Here is a 16,400-nt window from a genome sequence, read left to right on the forward strand (position 1 = left end):
ACTTTTTAAACATTTATCATAAAAGGTTAACTTCATTATTAAAGGAGAAAGATGTCATGGACAGATCGAAACGAACACAAATAATGGGCATCATTTTAAGCAGCGGACTTGCTTTTAGCGGGTTAGGCTATGCTCAAAATAATACCGATACATCCACAACGACCAATCAAGAAACCATGCCCACCAATGGGACACAGGACACAATGCAAACCAACGGTGCTCAAGGTACGATACAAACCAATGGCACACAAGATGAAACCATGCCAGGAACAACACAAGACCAGGGAGCACAAGTTGTACCTGACAGCCAGTTACAATCCCAGGTTAAATCAGCTCTGAAAGAGTACTCTGAAAAAGTACAGGTTCAGGTCAATAACGGGGTGGTTGCTCTTTCTGGACAAGTAGAGTCCGATACTGACTATGAAAATGTCATCACTCTGGCAGAATCAGTTAAAGGAGTTCAGGATGTCACTGTAGATAACTTAACGGTAAAAGACAGCAAAAGTCCATTAAATGATGCCTATATCACAGCTAAAGTAAAAGGGGCTTTGATCCAGAAAGATTTGTTTGACACCGATATTCCTTCCTGGTCCATTGGTGTAGAAACCAAAAACGGTAAAGTCTTTTTATCTGGAAAAGCAGCCTCAGAAGCTGAAAAACAACAAATTATGCAAGTTGTTAAATCGGTCAAAGGTGTTCAGTCCGTAGATGATCAAATTCAAATTTCAAGTGTAGCTGATACGGGTACAGTGACGAATGGTGATCAGCAACAGGATCAAAACGGTACAACTACGCTGGATAGTGATGCTACACAAACGAATGGCAGCGCACAAGATTCAGATAACGGCACCGATGATACGACACAATATTAAGGGAGGAAAACAGTCATGAATAAGGAATTCTTTGAAGGTAACTGGGAAATTGTTAAAGGAAAACTTAAACAACAATGGGGTAAATTGACCGACAATGATCTCAAGGAGATCGAGGGCGATACCCAGGAGTTATACGGTAAACTGAAAAAGCATTACGGCTATACAAAAGAGGAAGTTGACCGGCAACTGGATCAATTGCACTGATAGCTCATGTTACGCAGCATAGTATTTTAGAGGACTTAATGAAAAGACGAAGCTGCGTAACATAAGTGATAACACGGTCGTAGGAGAGTAGCATGCTATACTGGGCCCTTATCTTTCTCATTATTGCCATTATCGCTGGTATTTTTGGCTTTAGGGGTATTGCTTCGACCGCTACTGCTATTGCAAAAGTTCTTTTCGCAATATTTCTGATATTTTTTATTGTCTTTCTCATTCTTAATTTTATGGGCGGAGCCGCACCTCCTCCCCCTTAGAATAGAATTTGAAAAGGATTTTTGAGGATAGAAGTTGGCTGTTGTTTTGTATGGAGAGATTAATTGATATGAACCCAGCGAAATATGGTTAGCGCTCAGCTCAGCTAGGGAAAAGCCATATTAAGTTCATCTTGTAAGAGAACATCTTAAAATGCACATAAGTTGCTCTCAATTTTATTAAGATCGAATCCCCGCTACCTGATAGCGGGGTCCATACGGAGCTTCGTACAATACCGCGGTCGATGCCGGTAGTTCGTGCCATTCTATTTTCTCAGTCATCGATTTAAAGCGACTTTGATAAATATGAACGGTCGCTGCGCGCCATGGAAGGCTGAAAGCCGAGGCGCGTAGTCCGCGATAGGCTGCGATTTTTTTAAACAGCCCGAAGGGATGTTAAAAAAATCTTTCTGCAGCCGTTAAGTCATTGGTGAAGGCGTACGCTTTGCTCGTTCAGAGCAAACGTACCGTAAACAGGACGCTCGCGGCCCAAACACTTCGCGCGTTGGCGAGTCGATTTTGGTGACTTGGATGTCCCAAAATCTTTCATGAGGTAGCGCGACTCTTGTAAACTATTAAGTTTTTATGACCTAAACAAAGTAATTATCAATAGAGATTATCATGTCTAATATTGCCGTCATATTTAACCAGAAAGCAAAAAATGCCTCCTTAATTTCGCAATATTTAGAGCATTTTTCCCAACATCATATTGATTACACCTCTTTTGAAACACGCCCTGATAAACTGAAAACCATCATAAAACACTGCCAGAAAGATTATTCTCTACTGTTGATAGGAGGCGGTGATGGTACGGTAAGAACTGCCGCAGAATTATGTTGTCATAGCTCTTTTAAGTTAGGAATAATACCTTTAGGGACAATGAATCATTTTGTCAAAGAATTGTCCTTGCCGGCAAATCCTGATGAATTGACGCATGCCTTAAAGCAAATGAGTACGATAACCATTGACCTTAGTGAAGTGAATCAACGTATTTTTGTCAATAACGCTTCAATTGGCTTTTATCCACGCTTCGCCTACCACCGTAATCATTATCATAAATTTTACAACAAATGGCTGAGTTACCTGCCTGGTTTTATCCAGGCTTGTAAATTTAACCAGCCATTGAACATTGAAATTAAAAATCAAGACCTGAATTTATCATTGGCCACTTCTTTTTTTATGATCAGCAATAACATGTACAGCTATCAATTTCCTATAGCTTTCAGGCGAGAAAACTTTAATGAAGGCTTATTAGGTATATATGTTTATAAATATAAAAAACTTCCTTTAAAAAATATGATCCACGCTCTTTTTAATCCAAAAAAGAATTTCACCATAAAGCAATCATCTCATCCCATTGAAGTTCACATAAAAAACAAAAAAAACATTGATGTCGCACTGGATGGAGAAATCATAAAAATGAAAACGCCTCTGCTTTTTAAACCTTTGCCGAATGCATTAACTTTATTGACGGGTTCTCAATGAAAATCGTTCATATCAGTGATCTCCATTTTGGCCTGCATGAAAAATCCCTTATAAAGCCTTTCCTTGAAGATATATTTACCCTGCATCCAGATGTAATTTTAATTTCCGGCGATCTGACTCAAAGGGCAAAACATTGGCAATTTGTTGAAGCGCGCTTCTTTTTCAGAGAACTGCCAGGCAATGTTCTTGTTGTTCCCGGTAATCATGATATTCCTTTTTATAATCCTGTAGCCCGTCTGTTAAAACCTTTTAAAAGATTTGAGCAATATGTATCGGCGGAGTTTGGCTGTATCTATACAGATGAAAATGTTCGTATCCTTGGCTTAAACAGTGTCAACCCCCAACGCATCAAAAACGGCAAGCTTCATGAAGAAGATTTTAACAAAATCAACACTTTTTTTTCCAAGAATGCTGAGACTTTGAATATTCTTTTTTTTCATCATAATTTTGACAGCGTGTATGATTTTCACAAACCGCTCGAAAATGCGGATCAATTATTGGAATGTCTAAAATCAAGCCCTGTAAATATTGTGTGTACCGGTCATTTACATTACGCCAACCTCGCCCTTTTTAAAAAAAAGCAGCAACAGGTCGGTTTAATTCTTCACGGCGGCTCATTGTTTTGCAAACGCAGTAAAGATTTGCTCAACAGTTATTTTGTCCTTGAAGTTATTGAGCAAGAATGTACAATCCATTGGCGAGCCTATAAAAACACTCATTTTCAGTTAATGAAATCATGCCGAATTGATTTTCATCAATCAGCTGAGCAAATTTCCAAGCTCATAGAAGACAGCTTTGGTCACCCGCCCGTCATAACCCCTTCTGACAAGAGCTAATGCGGGCCCTTGGCTTAACGGGATATATTTTTAAAGATCCACCAGTTCAATGGACTCCAGAGCCAAAGGCTGGCCGAGAAAAATTTCACCGACTCGCCCAAAACGACTCACTGAATCAGTGACCAGATAATGAACATGGCCTTGAGCTTTAGAGGCATTAAGAAGATATTGGCTGGCTAAAGTCTTCTTTACAGCGAGAGCAGTTGCCTCTGCGGAATCAACCACCTTGACCCCTTTCGGCAGAAGCTCGGATAACAAGGTTCTGAATACCGGAAAATGGGTACAGCCCAGCAACACCGTATCTTCCTCACCAAAATGTTTAAGATAATGCTTCAAAACAGCCACTGCCACTTCATTATCTACAACACCTTCCTCAGCAAGTGCCACGAGAAGACTGCAGGAATAACTGTTAATGACGGCATTGGGCAATTGCGTGAGGATTAAGCTCTGATAAGCGTTAGAAGCGATGGTGGTTTCGGTGGCCAAGACCGTAATCTTTTGATTCACCGTGGCAGCGACCGCTGCATTCGCTCCCGGAGATACAACACCAATCACAGGAATATCCGGCAGCATCAACTGAAGATGGTCTAAAGCTGCCGTGGTCGCTGTATTGCAGGCCACCACCAGCGCTTTGATCCGACGCTCGATGAGCAATTTTACCATCTGCATGGCATACTGTTTGACCGTGGAGGCACTTTTCGTACCATAGGGCAAACGTGCCGTATCCCCCAGATAAATAAAAGATTCAGAGGGTAAGGTTTCACGCAAGGCACGCAAAACCGTGAGCCCCCCCATACCGGAATCAAAAACACCTATGGCCAGCGAATTTGAGTTCAATGCAACGCTCCTTGTTGATCGTTTTAGTGTTTTAGTGTGCTTTCTTTATGTTCCTTTTTTAACTCTTCTTCAGCACCTTTTACTCGCTCTTGAACTTCCTTTTTAAACCAATGCTGGTTTACAGTAGAATAGATGAAGCCTTTTGCCCTGTCGTGTTTAAATTTCTCGTTTACATCTCCTTTAAGCTTATCTACTATCTTTTTCCAGACCAGTTTATTCTCCTTTTCTTCAAACACTGTTTTATAAACAGAGTCCTCTTTCCAACCTAGCCTTCCTTTTTGCGTTTTGGACAGATATTCTATAGAATCTCCCTGGATAGCATCATCTTTGAACGCCATTTTCGTACCCTCAAGTTCCTTTTGCGCAATCTTCACAGCAGTCCAAAGGTACTTTAAATCCTCTGGATCTGAGCCATTTATACGAATGGGATGTTTTTTATCAGGAGGACCATCAAGCTCGTCCAGCAGTTGACAGACTGCAATCATAGCCGTTTTCATTCTTGCTTTCTCTATTAGTTCTCTTTCTTGAGGATTATTTGTTTTAGGTACATCGACACTAAACTTCCGTGGTGTTATTATTTTTTTATCACTTGCATAAACTTTTTCCGGTTTAGTTGAGCCGTGCTCTTCAATAATTCGACTGACGACACTTGAACCACCCTTGTCCATCGTTGTTACATCCAAAATTCGAAACTCGTCAGAGTCCATCTCGTCCGTACTAATATCCTTTTGATGGCCATGAGTCACAGATGCTTCTGAAAGATTAGCTGAGCGAAAGCGTTTGTTCTTCACATCTTCATATTCCTTGCTACCTTTCTTGAACACTTTTGGAACAACACCTGAATCGGGGCCAAAAACTTGTATTACTTTTTTACTTTCTATCACTTCCTGCAGCTCGGGTAAAATGTGATCCACCAATTGTTGTTGTGCTTTCTCATATGTGTTTAAGATCATATCAATTTCAGCAATTTTTCCTTTAAGTTTTTTTCCCATGTTACTATCTGGCGCTTGCAAACTTTTTTGTAAACCTTCAATTACTTCCTTTTGTTGCTTCATTCTGCGAATGATGGTGTCATAAGATTCGGCAAGCTTCATCAATCTTGATCTCATCTTCTCAGCCTCGGCCTTAGATTTACCCATAAACGCTGGATTAAACAACCTCATTACATCATTGATATTTGCGCTACCACCACCTATTTTTTCTAGTATTTTTCGCTGTCCTTCACTCATAAACTTTTTGTTTTCACGAATTTTTAATTCTTCCAATCGTTTATCCACAAATTTGCTGATATCTCTTTCGCTATTCAATTGCTTTAATTGCTTTAATTTCAATTTATCAAAATCAGCGGCGGTGAATTGTTTTGGCCAGTCTTCGGATAACTTGTCTTTTATTGTTGTATTGTTAGTAATATTCTTTTTAAATTCTTCATAAGTTTTACTGTTATTAAAAAAAGTCCATAAACTATCAACATTATTACCATCGAGAGGATGCGCTAAACCAAGAGGACTGCTGCTTTTATCTATACGCAAGAATGACTGCATTAACTCTTTGCGCAAAGGATCAGCATTCGGCCTAGTAGGAGAGGTGGTATTTTTATGAATATCGATAGCGAGCGGTAAATTAGAATTTCTTTCATCAGTAACTAATTTTTTAATCGCTCTATCCTCATCACTATCACGTACCACGCTTCCATCATTTGACAGTCCAAAAGCATTATAAAATTTTTGAGCATCAATAGCTCTAGGAAGGTGACCACCCACTTGTATAAGCACATTTTGGATCAAATTCGGATAATTATTTTCCGTGTAAGCATTATTGCCATCATTTTCAAAAAATTTTGCGTTAAAAGCGTTTATTACATCATCTGACAATTCTTCAGAGGGACAATAAGTTGCATATAGATTTGCTAAAATCTTCTCAGCTTCCAGGCTGTGAATTTTTTTGAATTTCTCCAGGCGCCCATTCTCTTCTGTCACTAAGTTAGCAACATTATCCTCTACACCCAACATGTGTTTTACGTCATTTACATTTGTGGCATGCATTAAGCGCTGAATGTTTTTTTCTAGATTACTAAAAATGATTTCTTTCTTCTCAGGCGTGGCAGCCTTAAAAGCATCGATTAAGGCTTTGTGTATCTCTTTTCCATAAGGTGAATAAGGCGATGATTTATGCACCTGCATTTCAAAAGCTTTATTGCGAATAGTATCTAGCAAGGCGGTATAATTTTCTTCTTTTAATAAAGAATCGGCTTTAACTATACCAACAGCTGCTAATTCACGTTGGTAAGTACTGATGTTTTTAGGATCGGCAGCTTTTATTAATCTTATGCGATAATCATCATGACCAACATCATAAGAAAGAGCTTCAATTTCAGTTTTTATTTTATTGGTAAGACCTTTGCGGGCAGCTTTTTTCAAGGTATCTATATTTTCTTCCGTTATCCAATCTTTGTGAGTAAATATAGCTCCTGCTTTATCTTTTATCGATGGTAAGTCATCTGCTTCCAGTAAATCAACTAATTGAACGCGAGCATCATGCCCTGCCAGCTCAACTTGTGCAAGCACCAAAGCTCTGGCTTTTATAGCGGCCTTTATTTGTTCTTTATCCGATTCACCAATCCAGTCTTTTGGCACATCGTCACTGTCATAATTATCAAGAGCTAAAAATCCTTTATTTAAATTATCCAGATCATCATCAAGATTTATTTTACTTATTAAAGTCGCCATTAATTTCTTTTTAGCTTCTTCTTTAATGACTTTGAGATTCCCGTCGGTCAGTTGATCATTTGTCAAATCATCCCAAGGGTCTGGCCACAAAGTTGGTTTATTATCCTTTATTATCCGCCTCATTGAGGGGGCATCAGTGTCATTTTTAGCTATATTGTTTAAGACATCATTATTAACCTTATCTAGGTTTAATATTACCCGTTGTTGGCCTGCAAGTTGGCGTAAAGCTGTAATATTATTTTGTGAACTATGGGCACCCTCACCAGGTCCTAACAAAAAATTATCATCATCCTTTGGCGCAAAAGAGTAACTTTGCCAGAAACCCTCTAGCTCAGAGGTAATTTTAAAAGCGTTTCGAAAGGCACTTACATCATTTGGGGTTGCCTTAATTAAGGCATCTAAAGCTTTATTAACAACTTCAAGATCTTTATCATCGAAATCACTTTTTAATGCCCGCAATATCGCTTCATTCTTTGCCATAATACACTCCGCCAGTCATTCTGATTTTTATCATCAAGGCGATGATCTTTACATTTCCTCTCATTGTATACCATTAAAGCTTAAGTATTCCTTAAATTTTATTTTTTCTGCCATTTATTAATCAATGTAGGATATACATTAGCTTGTTTATAATGCTCAAAAAATATACCATTTCTAACAGTATAGCAAGCTTAAGGGCTGAAAGTTGAAAGACGGTCTTTTTTCATTGAAGACTCAGCATTATTCTTATTCCAGATCCTTTCTGTAGGTCTCCTGCAGATATCTTGAGCTGATGAGCACCAGTAATACCCAGATGAGCACATACCAGGCCGGTGCGTAGTGATTGCCGGTGATTTCGGTTAGGGTCAAAGCCACCAAAGGTAAAGTTCCGCCGAAAACGGCCTGGCCAATGTTGTAACCAATGGAAGTGCCGCTGGCACGAACGCTTGTCGGGAACATTTCAGCAAGTATGGTAGGAACGGTGGCGTTAAGCGGAGCCAATACTGCACTTAACAGGAGTTCGGCCAGCAGGGCTTTCCCCCAATGACCGCTTAATAAGAGTGAAAAAATAGGAAAAATGAACAATAAAAGTCCAGCCAATCCAGCAAGAAACACAGGTTTGCGACCAATAACATCCGATAGCCATCCCATCAGAGGAATCAAAAGGGTAAGAAAAAATAAGGCAATAAAATTAATGACCACTGCTTCATGAAAGACAAAATGTTCCATGCGCACTAAAAATGTCGTGACATAAGCAATCAGAATGTAATTGCCGAGCGCCATAATGCTGGTAAAGATAACCGCCAACAGCAGGGGTTTTCGATATTGAGTAAAAATGAGTTTTACAGGCCAGTCGGACGAAGGCTTGGCCTGTTTTAAAAAAGAAGGTGATTCCACGCTTTTTAAGCGAAGATAAATACCGAACATACCCAGCACTGCACCCAGCAGATAAGCCAGACGCCAGCCCCAATGATATAACATTTCATAAGAAAAAATGGCACTTAACAATGAAGCCGTTAGTGAACCGGTAAATATTCCTAAAAAAGCGGTACTGAGCACCAGACTTCCAGCAAAACCACGCCGGTTAGCAAACATGTGCTCAATAAGAAAAGTAGCCGAACCAGGTAATTCTCCCCCAACAGCAAGCCCCTGAATCATTCTTAACAGACTGAACAAAACCGGCGCCCAAATACCTAACTGAGGATAGCCCGGCAATACAGCAATTAAAGCGGTGGCTGCGGTCATCGTGGTCACTGAAACAATTAAGGCCTTGCGTCTGCCGGCATGATCAGCCAGATGACCTAACAACATACCGCCAATGGGACGCATTAAAAAACCAATGGCAAACACACTGAACGTGGCGATTAAAGAGACAAAAGCTTCATTGGCAGGAAAAAAAAGGCGGGCAAACAAGGGAGCAAAACTGGCATACAGCAGAAAGTCATACCATTCCAAGGCATTGCCGTAAAGACCAGCTATTACACTCCTTTTTTCATTTGATTTCATCATCGCGACTTTGTATGAGACGATTCTCTTTTGTAGCACATTAGTATGATATTAAAGCAAAACACCCGACATAAGAAAACCGTATTTGTTTATTAGAATGGATGTCAAATAAGATTTTAAGAATTAGGTGTTGAATTTAAGGATTTATAGACCCCGCGGTCGATACCGCGGGGATTCGTAGCTTAGAGAGTCGAGGCCCAACAATAGACCCGCAGTCGATGACACAAGGATTCGTAATTGAGAAGGTTGAGGTTCAAACAATACCGCGGTCGATGCCGTGGGGATTCGTAGCTTAGAGAGTCGAGGCCCAACAATAGACCCGCGGTCGATGACACAAGGATCCGTAATTGAGAGGGTTGAGGTTCAAACAATAAACCCCGAGATCGATGCCGCGGGGATTCGTAACTGAGAGTTGAGGTCCAACAATAGACCCCGCGGTCGATGCCGGGGGGATTCGTAGCTTAGAGAGTTGAGACCCGGCAACAGAACTGCAGTCTTGGCATAAGGATTCGTTGTTGAAACGATTGAGGTTCAAACAATAAACTCAACGGTCGATGACACAAGATCCAAATTGATACGAATCCCCGCGGCTTTGACCGCGGGGTCCATCACTTAATGATTTCATGATACAGATCTCGCCAATCAGGATTCATTTTCTCAATAAGCTCTATTTTCCATTGGCGTTTCCACTCTTTTAGTCTTTTTTCTCTGGCCGCAGCCAGAGTGATGTCATTAAATATTTCATAATATACAAGTACCGCCACATTGTATCTTGATGTAAAGCCAGGAACACATTTATTTTTATGCTCCCACACTCGTTTTATCAAATTAGATGTTAATCCTATGTATAATGTTCCATGACGTTTACTCGCGAGAATATACACATAACTTTCTTTCATTTGGACCTGCCTAAATCCATTTATAGGTTGTTTGTAATCCCTTTTATTCTAATGTATTTCCACCCCATGTTGGACCCCGCGGTCGATGCCACGGGGATTCGTAACTGAGAGAGTTGAGTCCCAACAATAGACCCCGTGGTCAATGCCGGGGGGATTCGTTATTGAGGCGATTAAAGTCAAGCAATAAACTCCACCGCCTATGACACAAGGGTTCATATCGATACGAACCCCCGCGGCTTTGACCGCGGGGCCTATCTCCTCCCAACCTCATAATTTGAAAATGAGCCTTACACCAACAAAAAGCGAAAGCTTTTCTGAATTTCATTTAAATCAAACTGATTTAAATACAAGGAAAAACTCATCCAGGCGCTCAGGGCTGACAGATCCTTAAAAGGAGGAGGCAAGTACATAGGTGAAATCAGCAAGCCTCGCTCCAGCAACTCCGCCAGTAATGGCAAATCATCCAGTACCAGCTTACCTGTAAACAATAAAGGAATGGAATTGACACGATGCTGGCTGATGATGAAACGGATGTAATTATAAATAAGCACAAAACCTTTGGCATAGGATAAGTCTTTGGTAAAAGGACCTCCGGTTGGGGTGCTGCCACGAAAAATCCTTACCGTGTGGTTATAGCTGTCTTCGGCACTCAGTCCGCATTCGATAAAATAACGGTAAATATCAAGGAAGTTTGCTCCCTGACGAACTTTGTCAAGCGCTATCACGCGATTGGTGATCTTGCGCACACGTTTAGGATTGGAGGAAAAAGTCACAACTTCCGTAAGCACAGCCAATCCTTCCTGAATCACACTGCTTGAAGGTGAGCCCTTGGACAGAAAAAAACAATGGGGCTGCATAGCGCCATTTAAGGTAGTGCCCACATGAACCCAGCCTTCGTGAACCTCCAGATACTGTAGATCACGATCACTGAACATAGCCTGCTGACTGAGCTTAATGTTATCCGCACCGGCTGCCGCATCAGCTACCATATCATCGCTCACCATCACAGTTACCCTGTCAGGATGCTGATCAAAAAAACGACTTAAGCGCGCCTGCAGGATCGCTTGTGCTTGCTGAGGCGTGTGTCGTTTCACATCAGCCTCAGATTGCAGCTCAACGTCTAATGAGGTCAGTACATCAAAGAGCAAATTACCCAATTGACTTAAACGTGGTCCACCTGCATAAAAGGCATCATCCGGACTGCCATAAAGTTCCATGGCAATTTCACTGAATTCCGGCGTACCTCGCGCTGCCAGCATTTGCACAGCTCGAGTATATTCCTCGCATTGTCTTTTAACCAGCCGCGTCAGACTGGAATACTGTCCTAACTGATTTTGTGCATCCCTTAAAATCAGACGAAATTCTTCCTGTTTTTCCCTGGCATTAAAAGGAAGTGGCCTTTTTTCATAATAAGCCTTATCTACAGTGGGTAATGTTCCGGCCTTGTTTTTAAAAAACTCCTGGCGGACCGAATCATCCCATTTAACGCTATCCAGAATACGAATACTGCGTTGAGCATCGACGATACGTCTGGAAATATCTTCAATAATCTGTAATTCACTTGTTTCTGATGGTGTCATCATGACCTCTTATAGGAGGTGAGTTATTGCGTAAAAAACTTCACATACTGTAGCTAAATCGTATTCAGTGCAGGTGAAGCAATAGATACTCTGGGATCTTCGCTTTGTTGTGGCAAAACATAAAAATAACTTAAATTGGCGCTGGTTAAAGGCGGAGGAACATCCAGTTTTACACCATTGCGGCTTTGTAAATATAAATGCTCTCCATTGGTCGCGTACTTTGAAGCACATGCAGTGAGAAACAGTGAAGCCAACGAAACAAAAAACAATTTTTTCACAACATTTCCTCGTTTATACTAAATTCAACGATTTCAGGGTCTGCTCCAGGTTCTGGCGATGCTCAGGCGATAAAAGTGTCATGGGAAGACGTATTTCATCTTCGATTAAACCCATCTTATGCACTGCCCATTTCACCGGAATTGGATTGGATTCAACAAATAACAATTTATGCAGGGGCTGTAATTTTTCATCCACCTGTAAACATGCCGCATGATCGGAATCAAGAGCCAAGTCGCACAATTTAGCCATCTCTCGAGGAGCAACATTTGCTGTTACCGACACTGCACCACGTGCACCGGCCAGCATCCACTGGGCAGCGGTTGGATCGTCACCGCTGTATACGTCAATCGTTCCTTCACTCAAACGTAAAATCTGCTGCAAACGTGTGATTTGATTGTTAGCTTCCTTAATGCCAATGATATTAGAGATTTTAGCCAGTTTTGCTACGGTTTCCGGCAACATATCACAAGCCGTACGGCCTGGAACATTATACAAGATGATGGGCATGGCCACCGCCTTAGCAATCTGACTATAATGCTCGTATAAACCTTCCTGGGTCGGTTTAATATAAGCCGGTGTCATGATCAGTGCGGCATGAGCACCCGCTTCCATGGCCTGATAGGTCAGCTCAATACAGGCTTTGGTTGCATTCATAGCCGTTCCTGCAATAATGGGGATGCGCTCTTTCGCCTGATGAATGACTTCTCTGATAACCAAGAGTTTCTCATCATGAGAAAGCGTTCCAGCTTCTCCAGTGGTTCCCGCTGCTACAATCGCATGCGTTCCAGCATCTATATGATATTCCACCAATTCACGCAGACGCTCCACATCAACCCTGGAATCTTTCATAGGGGTAACCAATGCTACCATGCTGCCTCGAAACATGCCGTCCTCTTTGCCTTACAAGAATACCTTTAATAGTACTGGTCAAATGTATTTTTCACAAGGTGTTCTCTCGCCTTTGTGAAAAATTTACGAACCCCGAGGCTTGACCACCAGTGGAAATGACCATTTAATCCCTTTCTGAAATATATACCCATCAAAAGTGTATGAGCCCACCCTAATCTTCCGTAATGCTCATTATTCAAATGGGTTTTTCCCTGATTGAGACAGATAAGACATAAAAAGCAACAAAGACTATATATTATACAATTAGTTTATTTTTATTTCTAATTTTAATGATTTTGTACTATTATATGTCAATGCAAGGATGACAAACATAAGGAAGGGAATTATGAAAAAAATCATAGCTACGTTTTTTTTAGCGACCTCACTCACTCTTCTCATGGGATGCTCCCCTACCCAGGTCGGAACTGCAACCGGTGCAGCCGCTGGAGCTGGTGTTGGCTATGCAGTGAGTGGCGGTGATGCTTTGGGAACGGCTGTGGGTGCCGGTGCCGGTGCATTAATAGGTCATCAAATCGGAAGAGAACAAGAACGGCGCCGATATTATTACTATTACTAAACTTAGCTTGTACGTTTCTGCCTGCAGCTTGCAGGCAGGCTATCACTCGTTTATAAAGTATTAAAACTTCGAACCGGGATCTTGAAATATCTTCAATTTATCCGATACTTTACCTAAGGACGAATCAGTATATACTGAATATTAACGAATAATAATAATGACAAGGAGTGTGGTTATGCGCTTAAAAAACAAAGTCGCCATTGTCACGGGAGCTGCCAGTGGAATAGGTCGGGAAATCGCTCTTGTCTATGCGAAAGAGGGAGCCAAAGTCGCTATCGCCGATATTAATCTGACACAGGCCAATGCGGTCGTCGATGAGATCAAAAATACCGGCGGTGAAGCTATGGCCGTTGAAATGAACGTCACGGACGAGAGTCAAGTCAATGAAGCTGTTGATGCCGTCGCCAATAAATTTGGTGGTGTTGATGTATTGGTCAGTAATGCCGGCATTCAAATTATCGAATCCGTCGATAAGTTCTCATTTTCTGATTGGAAAAAAATGCTTGCCATTCATCTTGATGGAGCGTTTTTAACCACGAAAGCCTCTTTAAAATACATGTATAAAAATAAAGGCGGCAGTATCATTTACATAGGCTCGGTCCACTCCAAAGAAGCGTCCAAACTTAAAGCTCCATACGTTACCGCCAAACATGGCCTTCTGGGATTATGTAAAGTCGTTGCCAAAGAAGGTGCTGACCATGGAGTCAGGGCAAATGTGATTTGTCCGGGTTTTGTACGCACGCCTCTGGTGGATAAACAAATACCCGAACAAGCCAAAGAGCTAGGTATCAGCGAAGAAGACGTTGTTAAAAATGTCATGTTAAAGGAAACGGTTGATGGTGAATTTACCACCACAGACGATGTAGCAGAAACAGCGCTCTTTTTTGCGTCCTTTGAATCAAATGCCTTAACTGGACAATCATTGGTAGTGAGTCATGGCTGGTTTATGGAATAGGACATGAAAAGATCAAACAAGAAAAAAAACAATTCCGACCATCATGATTATCTTGCCTTTTGTCTTCAAGGGGGAGGTTCGCTTGGTGCTTATCAGGTAGGTATTATCCATGCACTCCAGGAAGCCGGTTATGAGCCGGACTGGTTTGTCGGCACGTCCATTGGCGCCATTAATTCGGCACTTGCAGCCGGGAATTCGCCAAAAGATCGTATCGACAAAATGGAGACCTTCTGGAACAGTATCTCAAATCCTGCTGCACTGGATGAATCTCTCTATGGAGAGGATATACATAGCCTGCGCCTGCGCAATTTTTTTTCCTCCCAACGCTCATTGATGTTCGGCCAACCTAATTTTTTTTCACCAAGGCTCATTCCTCCTTATTTCAACTGGAATGATTCACCCGCAAACATAAGTTTTTATGATACTTCTGAATTAAAAAGCACCTTGGAGAGATTGATTGATTTTGACAGGATTAATTCAGATGCCACTCGTTTAAGCGTCGGTGCAGTTGAAGTTTGCACTGGAAAAATCACTTATTTTGACTCCAAAAAACAAAAGATTTTTCCGGAACACATAATGGCCAGTGGCGCACTTCCACCCGGATTTCCTGCTATAGAAGTGGAGGGAGAATTTTATTGGGATGGTGGAATTTCAAGTAACTCCCCTGTCAGTTATGTATTACAGGATAAAAATTGTTATAAATTACTTTGTTTTATGGTGCATCTGTTTGATTCCTACGGACTTCAACCGACCTCTCTTGATGAAGTCTTAAAACGGAAAAAAGACATTGAATTTTCAAGCCGCTTTGCAAAACTTGTGCAAATGCATCAGGAAATTCATGCATTAAAATTTGCCATTCATCAACTGTCTAAACATATTCCAAAAGATAAATGCTCCAAAGATATTGTACAGAAATGTGTACAACATGGCTGGAACAAAACCGTCAATCTGGTTCGATTTCTTTATCAGGGTGATGAAGGTGACTTATCATCTAAAGATTACGAATTTTCGGCGATCTCTATCAAGGCCCGCATGCAAAAGGGATATGAAGATGGCATCGCCAGCATTAAAAAATCCCCCTGGAACAAACCGGTTCCTGAAGCCCTGGGAATTGCTCTTCATGACATGGCAGAGGGAAAGAAAATCAAAAGCTTTGATGAAAAGAAATAAAGCAACAGCCCTGTTGTGATTTTTAAGGATTTTTTAAACCAAAGCAGCTTATGTGCCGAGGTTCTAAACTCTAGGCGAAACCATCTACAGATTCAGGGGCGGATTCCATGATACAATTTCCCTGTTCTCCGATCATCATAAACAGCTTGGCTTGATTATTTTTATAAAGATGGAAAATAATCCGATAAACAGTCACCTCATTGTCATCCAGCTGTATCAGCTTAGGTTTCATATCAGACATGAATGCATAATAATTACTCAACCCCAAAGGATATAATGTTTCTGACCAGTCCAGAGATTTTATTCGTCGCAAATGAGCCTGCCCCATATTACGCTCAAAATTATAATGATAATCCACAATGACCGGGATATTCTTTAAAATTTGCGGGCAGCTATCACCTTTAAGGATTTTAGCAAGGGTAAACTGAATTTTGCCTTCTGCTGGCAAAGCATAAACCGAATTGATAAATAAAAAAATAAACCCGGCCGATAACCATCGTTTCATGAAAACTCCTTTTTATCTTTGGTTTATATACTCAACTTTAGTCATTTTTTAAGGATCGCATCCCACTGCTTGATAGCAGGGCCATACGGAGCTTCGCATAGATGCCGCGGTAATTCGTGCCATTCTATTTTCTCAAGTCATCGATTTAAAGCGACTTTGATAAATATATTTGAAAAATGTCTAAAGTCCAGATATAAAGTATCGCAAGTACAAAAAAAAGAAAAGCAAAAGGCCAGGATAATACCCTTTTTTAATAAATGTTTTCACATAGGGATTAAACAGGTCATTTCCGTGCAAACGGCGTTGTTGCATAAATAAGGACGCAGGTACAG

The 16,400-nt window shown here is 41.0% G+C and carries 16 protein-coding genes; 8 read left to right on the plus strand and 8 right to left on the minus strand.

Annotation, left to right across the window (positions count from 1 at the left end):
- Positions 1–56 precede the first annotated feature (56 nt).
- From E4T55_RS02970 to E4T55_RS02990, 5 genes are all read left to right on the plus strand, one after another.
- Positions 57–872: a BON domain-containing protein gene (locus E4T55_RS02970; protein WP_058501809.1), complete on the plus strand. Its 816-nt coding sequence runs from the start codon at positions 57–59 to the stop codon at positions 870–872.
- 15 nt (positions 873–887) lie between these two features.
- Entirely contained in the window at positions 888–1,076 is a 189-nt protein-coding gene (locus E4T55_RS02975; RefSeq protein ID WP_058501810.1) for a CsbD family protein, read from the plus strand.
- A 92-nt stretch (positions 1,077–1,168) separates the two neighbouring features.
- Positions 1,169–1,348 carry a DUF1328 family protein gene (locus E4T55_RS02980; RefSeq protein ID WP_058501811.1) on the plus strand — a complete coding sequence of 60 codons (180 nt, stop codon included), beginning with the start codon at positions 1,169–1,171 and terminating at the stop codon, positions 1,346–1,348.
- Positions 1,349–1,966: 618 nt separating this feature from the next.
- On the plus strand, positions 1,967–2,830 hold the full coding sequence (locus E4T55_RS02985) for a diacylglycerol/lipid kinase family protein (RefSeq protein WP_058500679.1): 864 nt from the start codon (positions 1,967–1,969) through the stop codon (positions 2,828–2,830).
- Positions 2,827–3,666, plus strand: coding sequence for a metallophosphoesterase family protein (locus E4T55_RS02990; RefSeq protein WP_058500678.1), 840 nt, complete (start codon positions 2,827–2,829; stop codon positions 3,664–3,666). The genes E4T55_RS02985 and E4T55_RS02990 overlap by 4 nt, the downstream gene beginning before the upstream one ends.
- A gap of 30 nt (positions 3,667–3,696) precedes the next feature.
- Here E4T55_RS02990 and murI read toward each other — a convergent pair whose 3' ends face one another.
- The 7 genes from murI to dapA form a co-directional block, all read right to left on the minus strand.
- Complete coding sequence (gene murI, locus E4T55_RS02995; RefSeq protein ID WP_058500677.1) at positions 3,697–4,503, minus strand: glutamate racemase; 807 nt, start codon at positions 4,501–4,503, stop codon at positions 3,697–3,699.
- 23 nt (positions 4,504–4,526) lie between these two features.
- Entirely contained in the window at positions 4,527–7,709 is a 3,183-nt protein-coding gene (locus E4T55_RS03000; protein WP_058500676.1) for a hypothetical protein, read from the minus strand.
- Positions 7,710–7,955: 246 nt separating this feature from the next.
- Positions 7,956–9,215 (minus strand): MFS transporter, encoded by a 1,260-nt coding sequence (locus tag E4T55_RS03005; RefSeq protein WP_058500675.1) that lies wholly within the window; start codon positions 9,213–9,215, stop codon positions 7,956–7,958.
- Positions 9,216–9,823: 608 nt separating this feature from the next.
- On the minus strand, positions 9,824–10,114 hold the full coding sequence (locus tag E4T55_RS03010) for a GIY-YIG nuclease family protein (protein ID WP_058500674.1): 291 nt from the start codon (positions 10,112–10,114) through the stop codon (positions 9,824–9,826).
- Positions 10,115–10,401: 287 nt separating this feature from the next.
- On the minus strand, positions 10,402–11,694 hold the full coding sequence (locus tag E4T55_RS03015) for a flavohemoglobin expression-modulating QEGLA motif protein (protein ID WP_058500673.1): 1,293 nt from the start codon (positions 11,692–11,694) through the stop codon (positions 10,402–10,404).
- A 53-nt stretch (positions 11,695–11,747) separates the two neighbouring features.
- Positions 11,748–11,972: a hypothetical protein gene (locus E4T55_RS03020; RefSeq protein ID WP_058500672.1), complete on the minus strand. Its 225-nt coding sequence runs from the start codon at positions 11,970–11,972 to the stop codon at positions 11,748–11,750.
- Between the two features lie 13 nt (positions 11,973–11,985).
- Positions 11,986–12,858: a 4-hydroxy-tetrahydrodipicolinate synthase gene (gene dapA / locus E4T55_RS03025; RefSeq protein WP_058500671.1), complete on the minus strand. Its 873-nt coding sequence runs from the start codon at positions 12,856–12,858 to the stop codon at positions 11,986–11,988.
- 349 nt (positions 12,859–13,207) lie between these two features.
- Here dapA and E4T55_RS03030 point away from each other — a divergent pair, with 349 nt between their 5' ends.
- The 3 genes from E4T55_RS03030 (at position 13,208) to E4T55_RS03040 (ending at position 15,563) form a co-directional block, all read left to right on the plus strand.
- Positions 13,208–13,438 carry a glycine zipper domain-containing protein gene (locus tag E4T55_RS03030; RefSeq protein WP_058500670.1) on the plus strand — a complete coding sequence of 77 codons (231 nt, stop codon included), beginning with the start codon at positions 13,208–13,210 and terminating at the stop codon, positions 13,436–13,438.
- A gap of 175 nt (positions 13,439–13,613) precedes the next feature.
- Positions 13,614–14,393 carry a 3-hydroxybutyrate dehydrogenase gene (locus E4T55_RS03035; RefSeq protein ID WP_058500669.1) on the plus strand — a complete coding sequence of 260 codons (780 nt, stop codon included), beginning with the start codon at positions 13,614–13,616 and terminating at the stop codon, positions 14,391–14,393.
- Positions 14,394–14,396: 3 nt separating this feature from the next.
- Positions 14,397–15,563: a patatin-like phospholipase family protein gene (locus E4T55_RS03040; RefSeq protein ID WP_058500668.1), complete on the plus strand. Its 1,167-nt coding sequence runs from the start codon at positions 14,397–14,399 to the stop codon at positions 15,561–15,563.
- Between the two features lie 70 nt (positions 15,564–15,633).
- Here E4T55_RS03040 and E4T55_RS03045 read toward each other — a convergent pair whose 3' ends face one another.
- Positions 15,634–16,068, minus strand: a complete 435-nt coding sequence (locus E4T55_RS03045; RefSeq protein ID WP_058500667.1) for a hypothetical protein — start codon at positions 16,066–16,068, stop codon at positions 15,634–15,636.
- Positions 16,069–16,400: the final 332 nt, after the last annotated feature.

The organism is Legionella israelensis (genome assembly GCF_004571175.1).
Taxonomy (GTDB): Bacteria; Pseudomonadota; Gammaproteobacteria; order Legionellales; family Legionellaceae; genus Legionella_D; species Legionella_D israelensis.

Excerpts from the sequence above, each read along its gene's own strand:
- E4T55_RS02990 (WP_058500678.1), top strand. The coding sequence starts at position 2,827 with ATGAAAATCGTTCATATCAGTGATCTCCATTTTGGCCTGCATGAAAAA.
- E4T55_RS02980 (WP_058501811.1), top strand. The coding sequence starts at position 1,169 with ATGCTATACTGGGCCCTTATCTTTCTCATTATTGCCATTATCGCTGGT.
- E4T55_RS02975 (WP_058501810.1), top strand. The coding sequence starts at position 888 with ATGAATAAGGAATTCTTTGAAGGTAACTGGGAAATTGTTAAAGGAAAA.
- E4T55_RS03030 (WP_058500670.1), top strand. The coding sequence starts at position 13,208 with ATGAAAAAAATCATAGCTACGTTTTTTTTAGCGACCTCACTCACTCTT.
- E4T55_RS03010 (WP_058500674.1), bottom strand. The coding sequence starts at position 10,114 with ATGAAAGAAAGTTATGTGTATATTCTCGCGAGTAAACGTCATGGAACA.
- E4T55_RS03005 (WP_058500675.1), bottom strand. The coding sequence starts at position 9,215 with ATGAAATCAAATGAAAAAAGGAGTGTAATAGCTGGTCTTTACGGCAAT.
- E4T55_RS02970 (WP_058501809.1), top strand. The coding sequence starts at position 57 with ATGGACAGATCGAAACGAACACAAATAATGGGCATCATTTTAAGCAGC.
- E4T55_RS02985 (WP_058500679.1), top strand. The coding sequence starts at position 1,967 with ATGTCTAATATTGCCGTCATATTTAACCAGAAAGCAAAAAATGCCTCC.
- E4T55_RS03045 (WP_058500667.1), bottom strand. The coding sequence starts at position 16,068 with ATGAAACGATGGTTATCGGCCGGGTTTATTTTTTTATTTATCAATTCG.
- E4T55_RS03000 (WP_058500676.1), bottom strand. The coding sequence starts at position 7,709 with ATGGCAAAGAATGAAGCGATATTGCGGGCATTAAAAAGTGATTTCGAT.
- dapA (WP_058500671.1), bottom strand. The coding sequence starts at position 12,858 with ATGTTTCGAGGCAGCATGGTAGCATTGGTTACCCCTATGAAAGATTCC.
- E4T55_RS03040 (WP_058500668.1), top strand. The coding sequence starts at position 14,397 with ATGAAAAGATCAAACAAGAAAAAAAACAATTCCGACCATCATGATTAT.
- E4T55_RS03035 (WP_058500669.1), top strand. The coding sequence starts at position 13,614 with ATGCGCTTAAAAAACAAAGTCGCCATTGTCACGGGAGCTGCCAGTGGA.
- E4T55_RS03015 (WP_058500673.1), bottom strand. The coding sequence starts at position 11,694 with ATGACACCATCAGAAACAAGTGAATTACAGATTATTGAAGATATTTCC.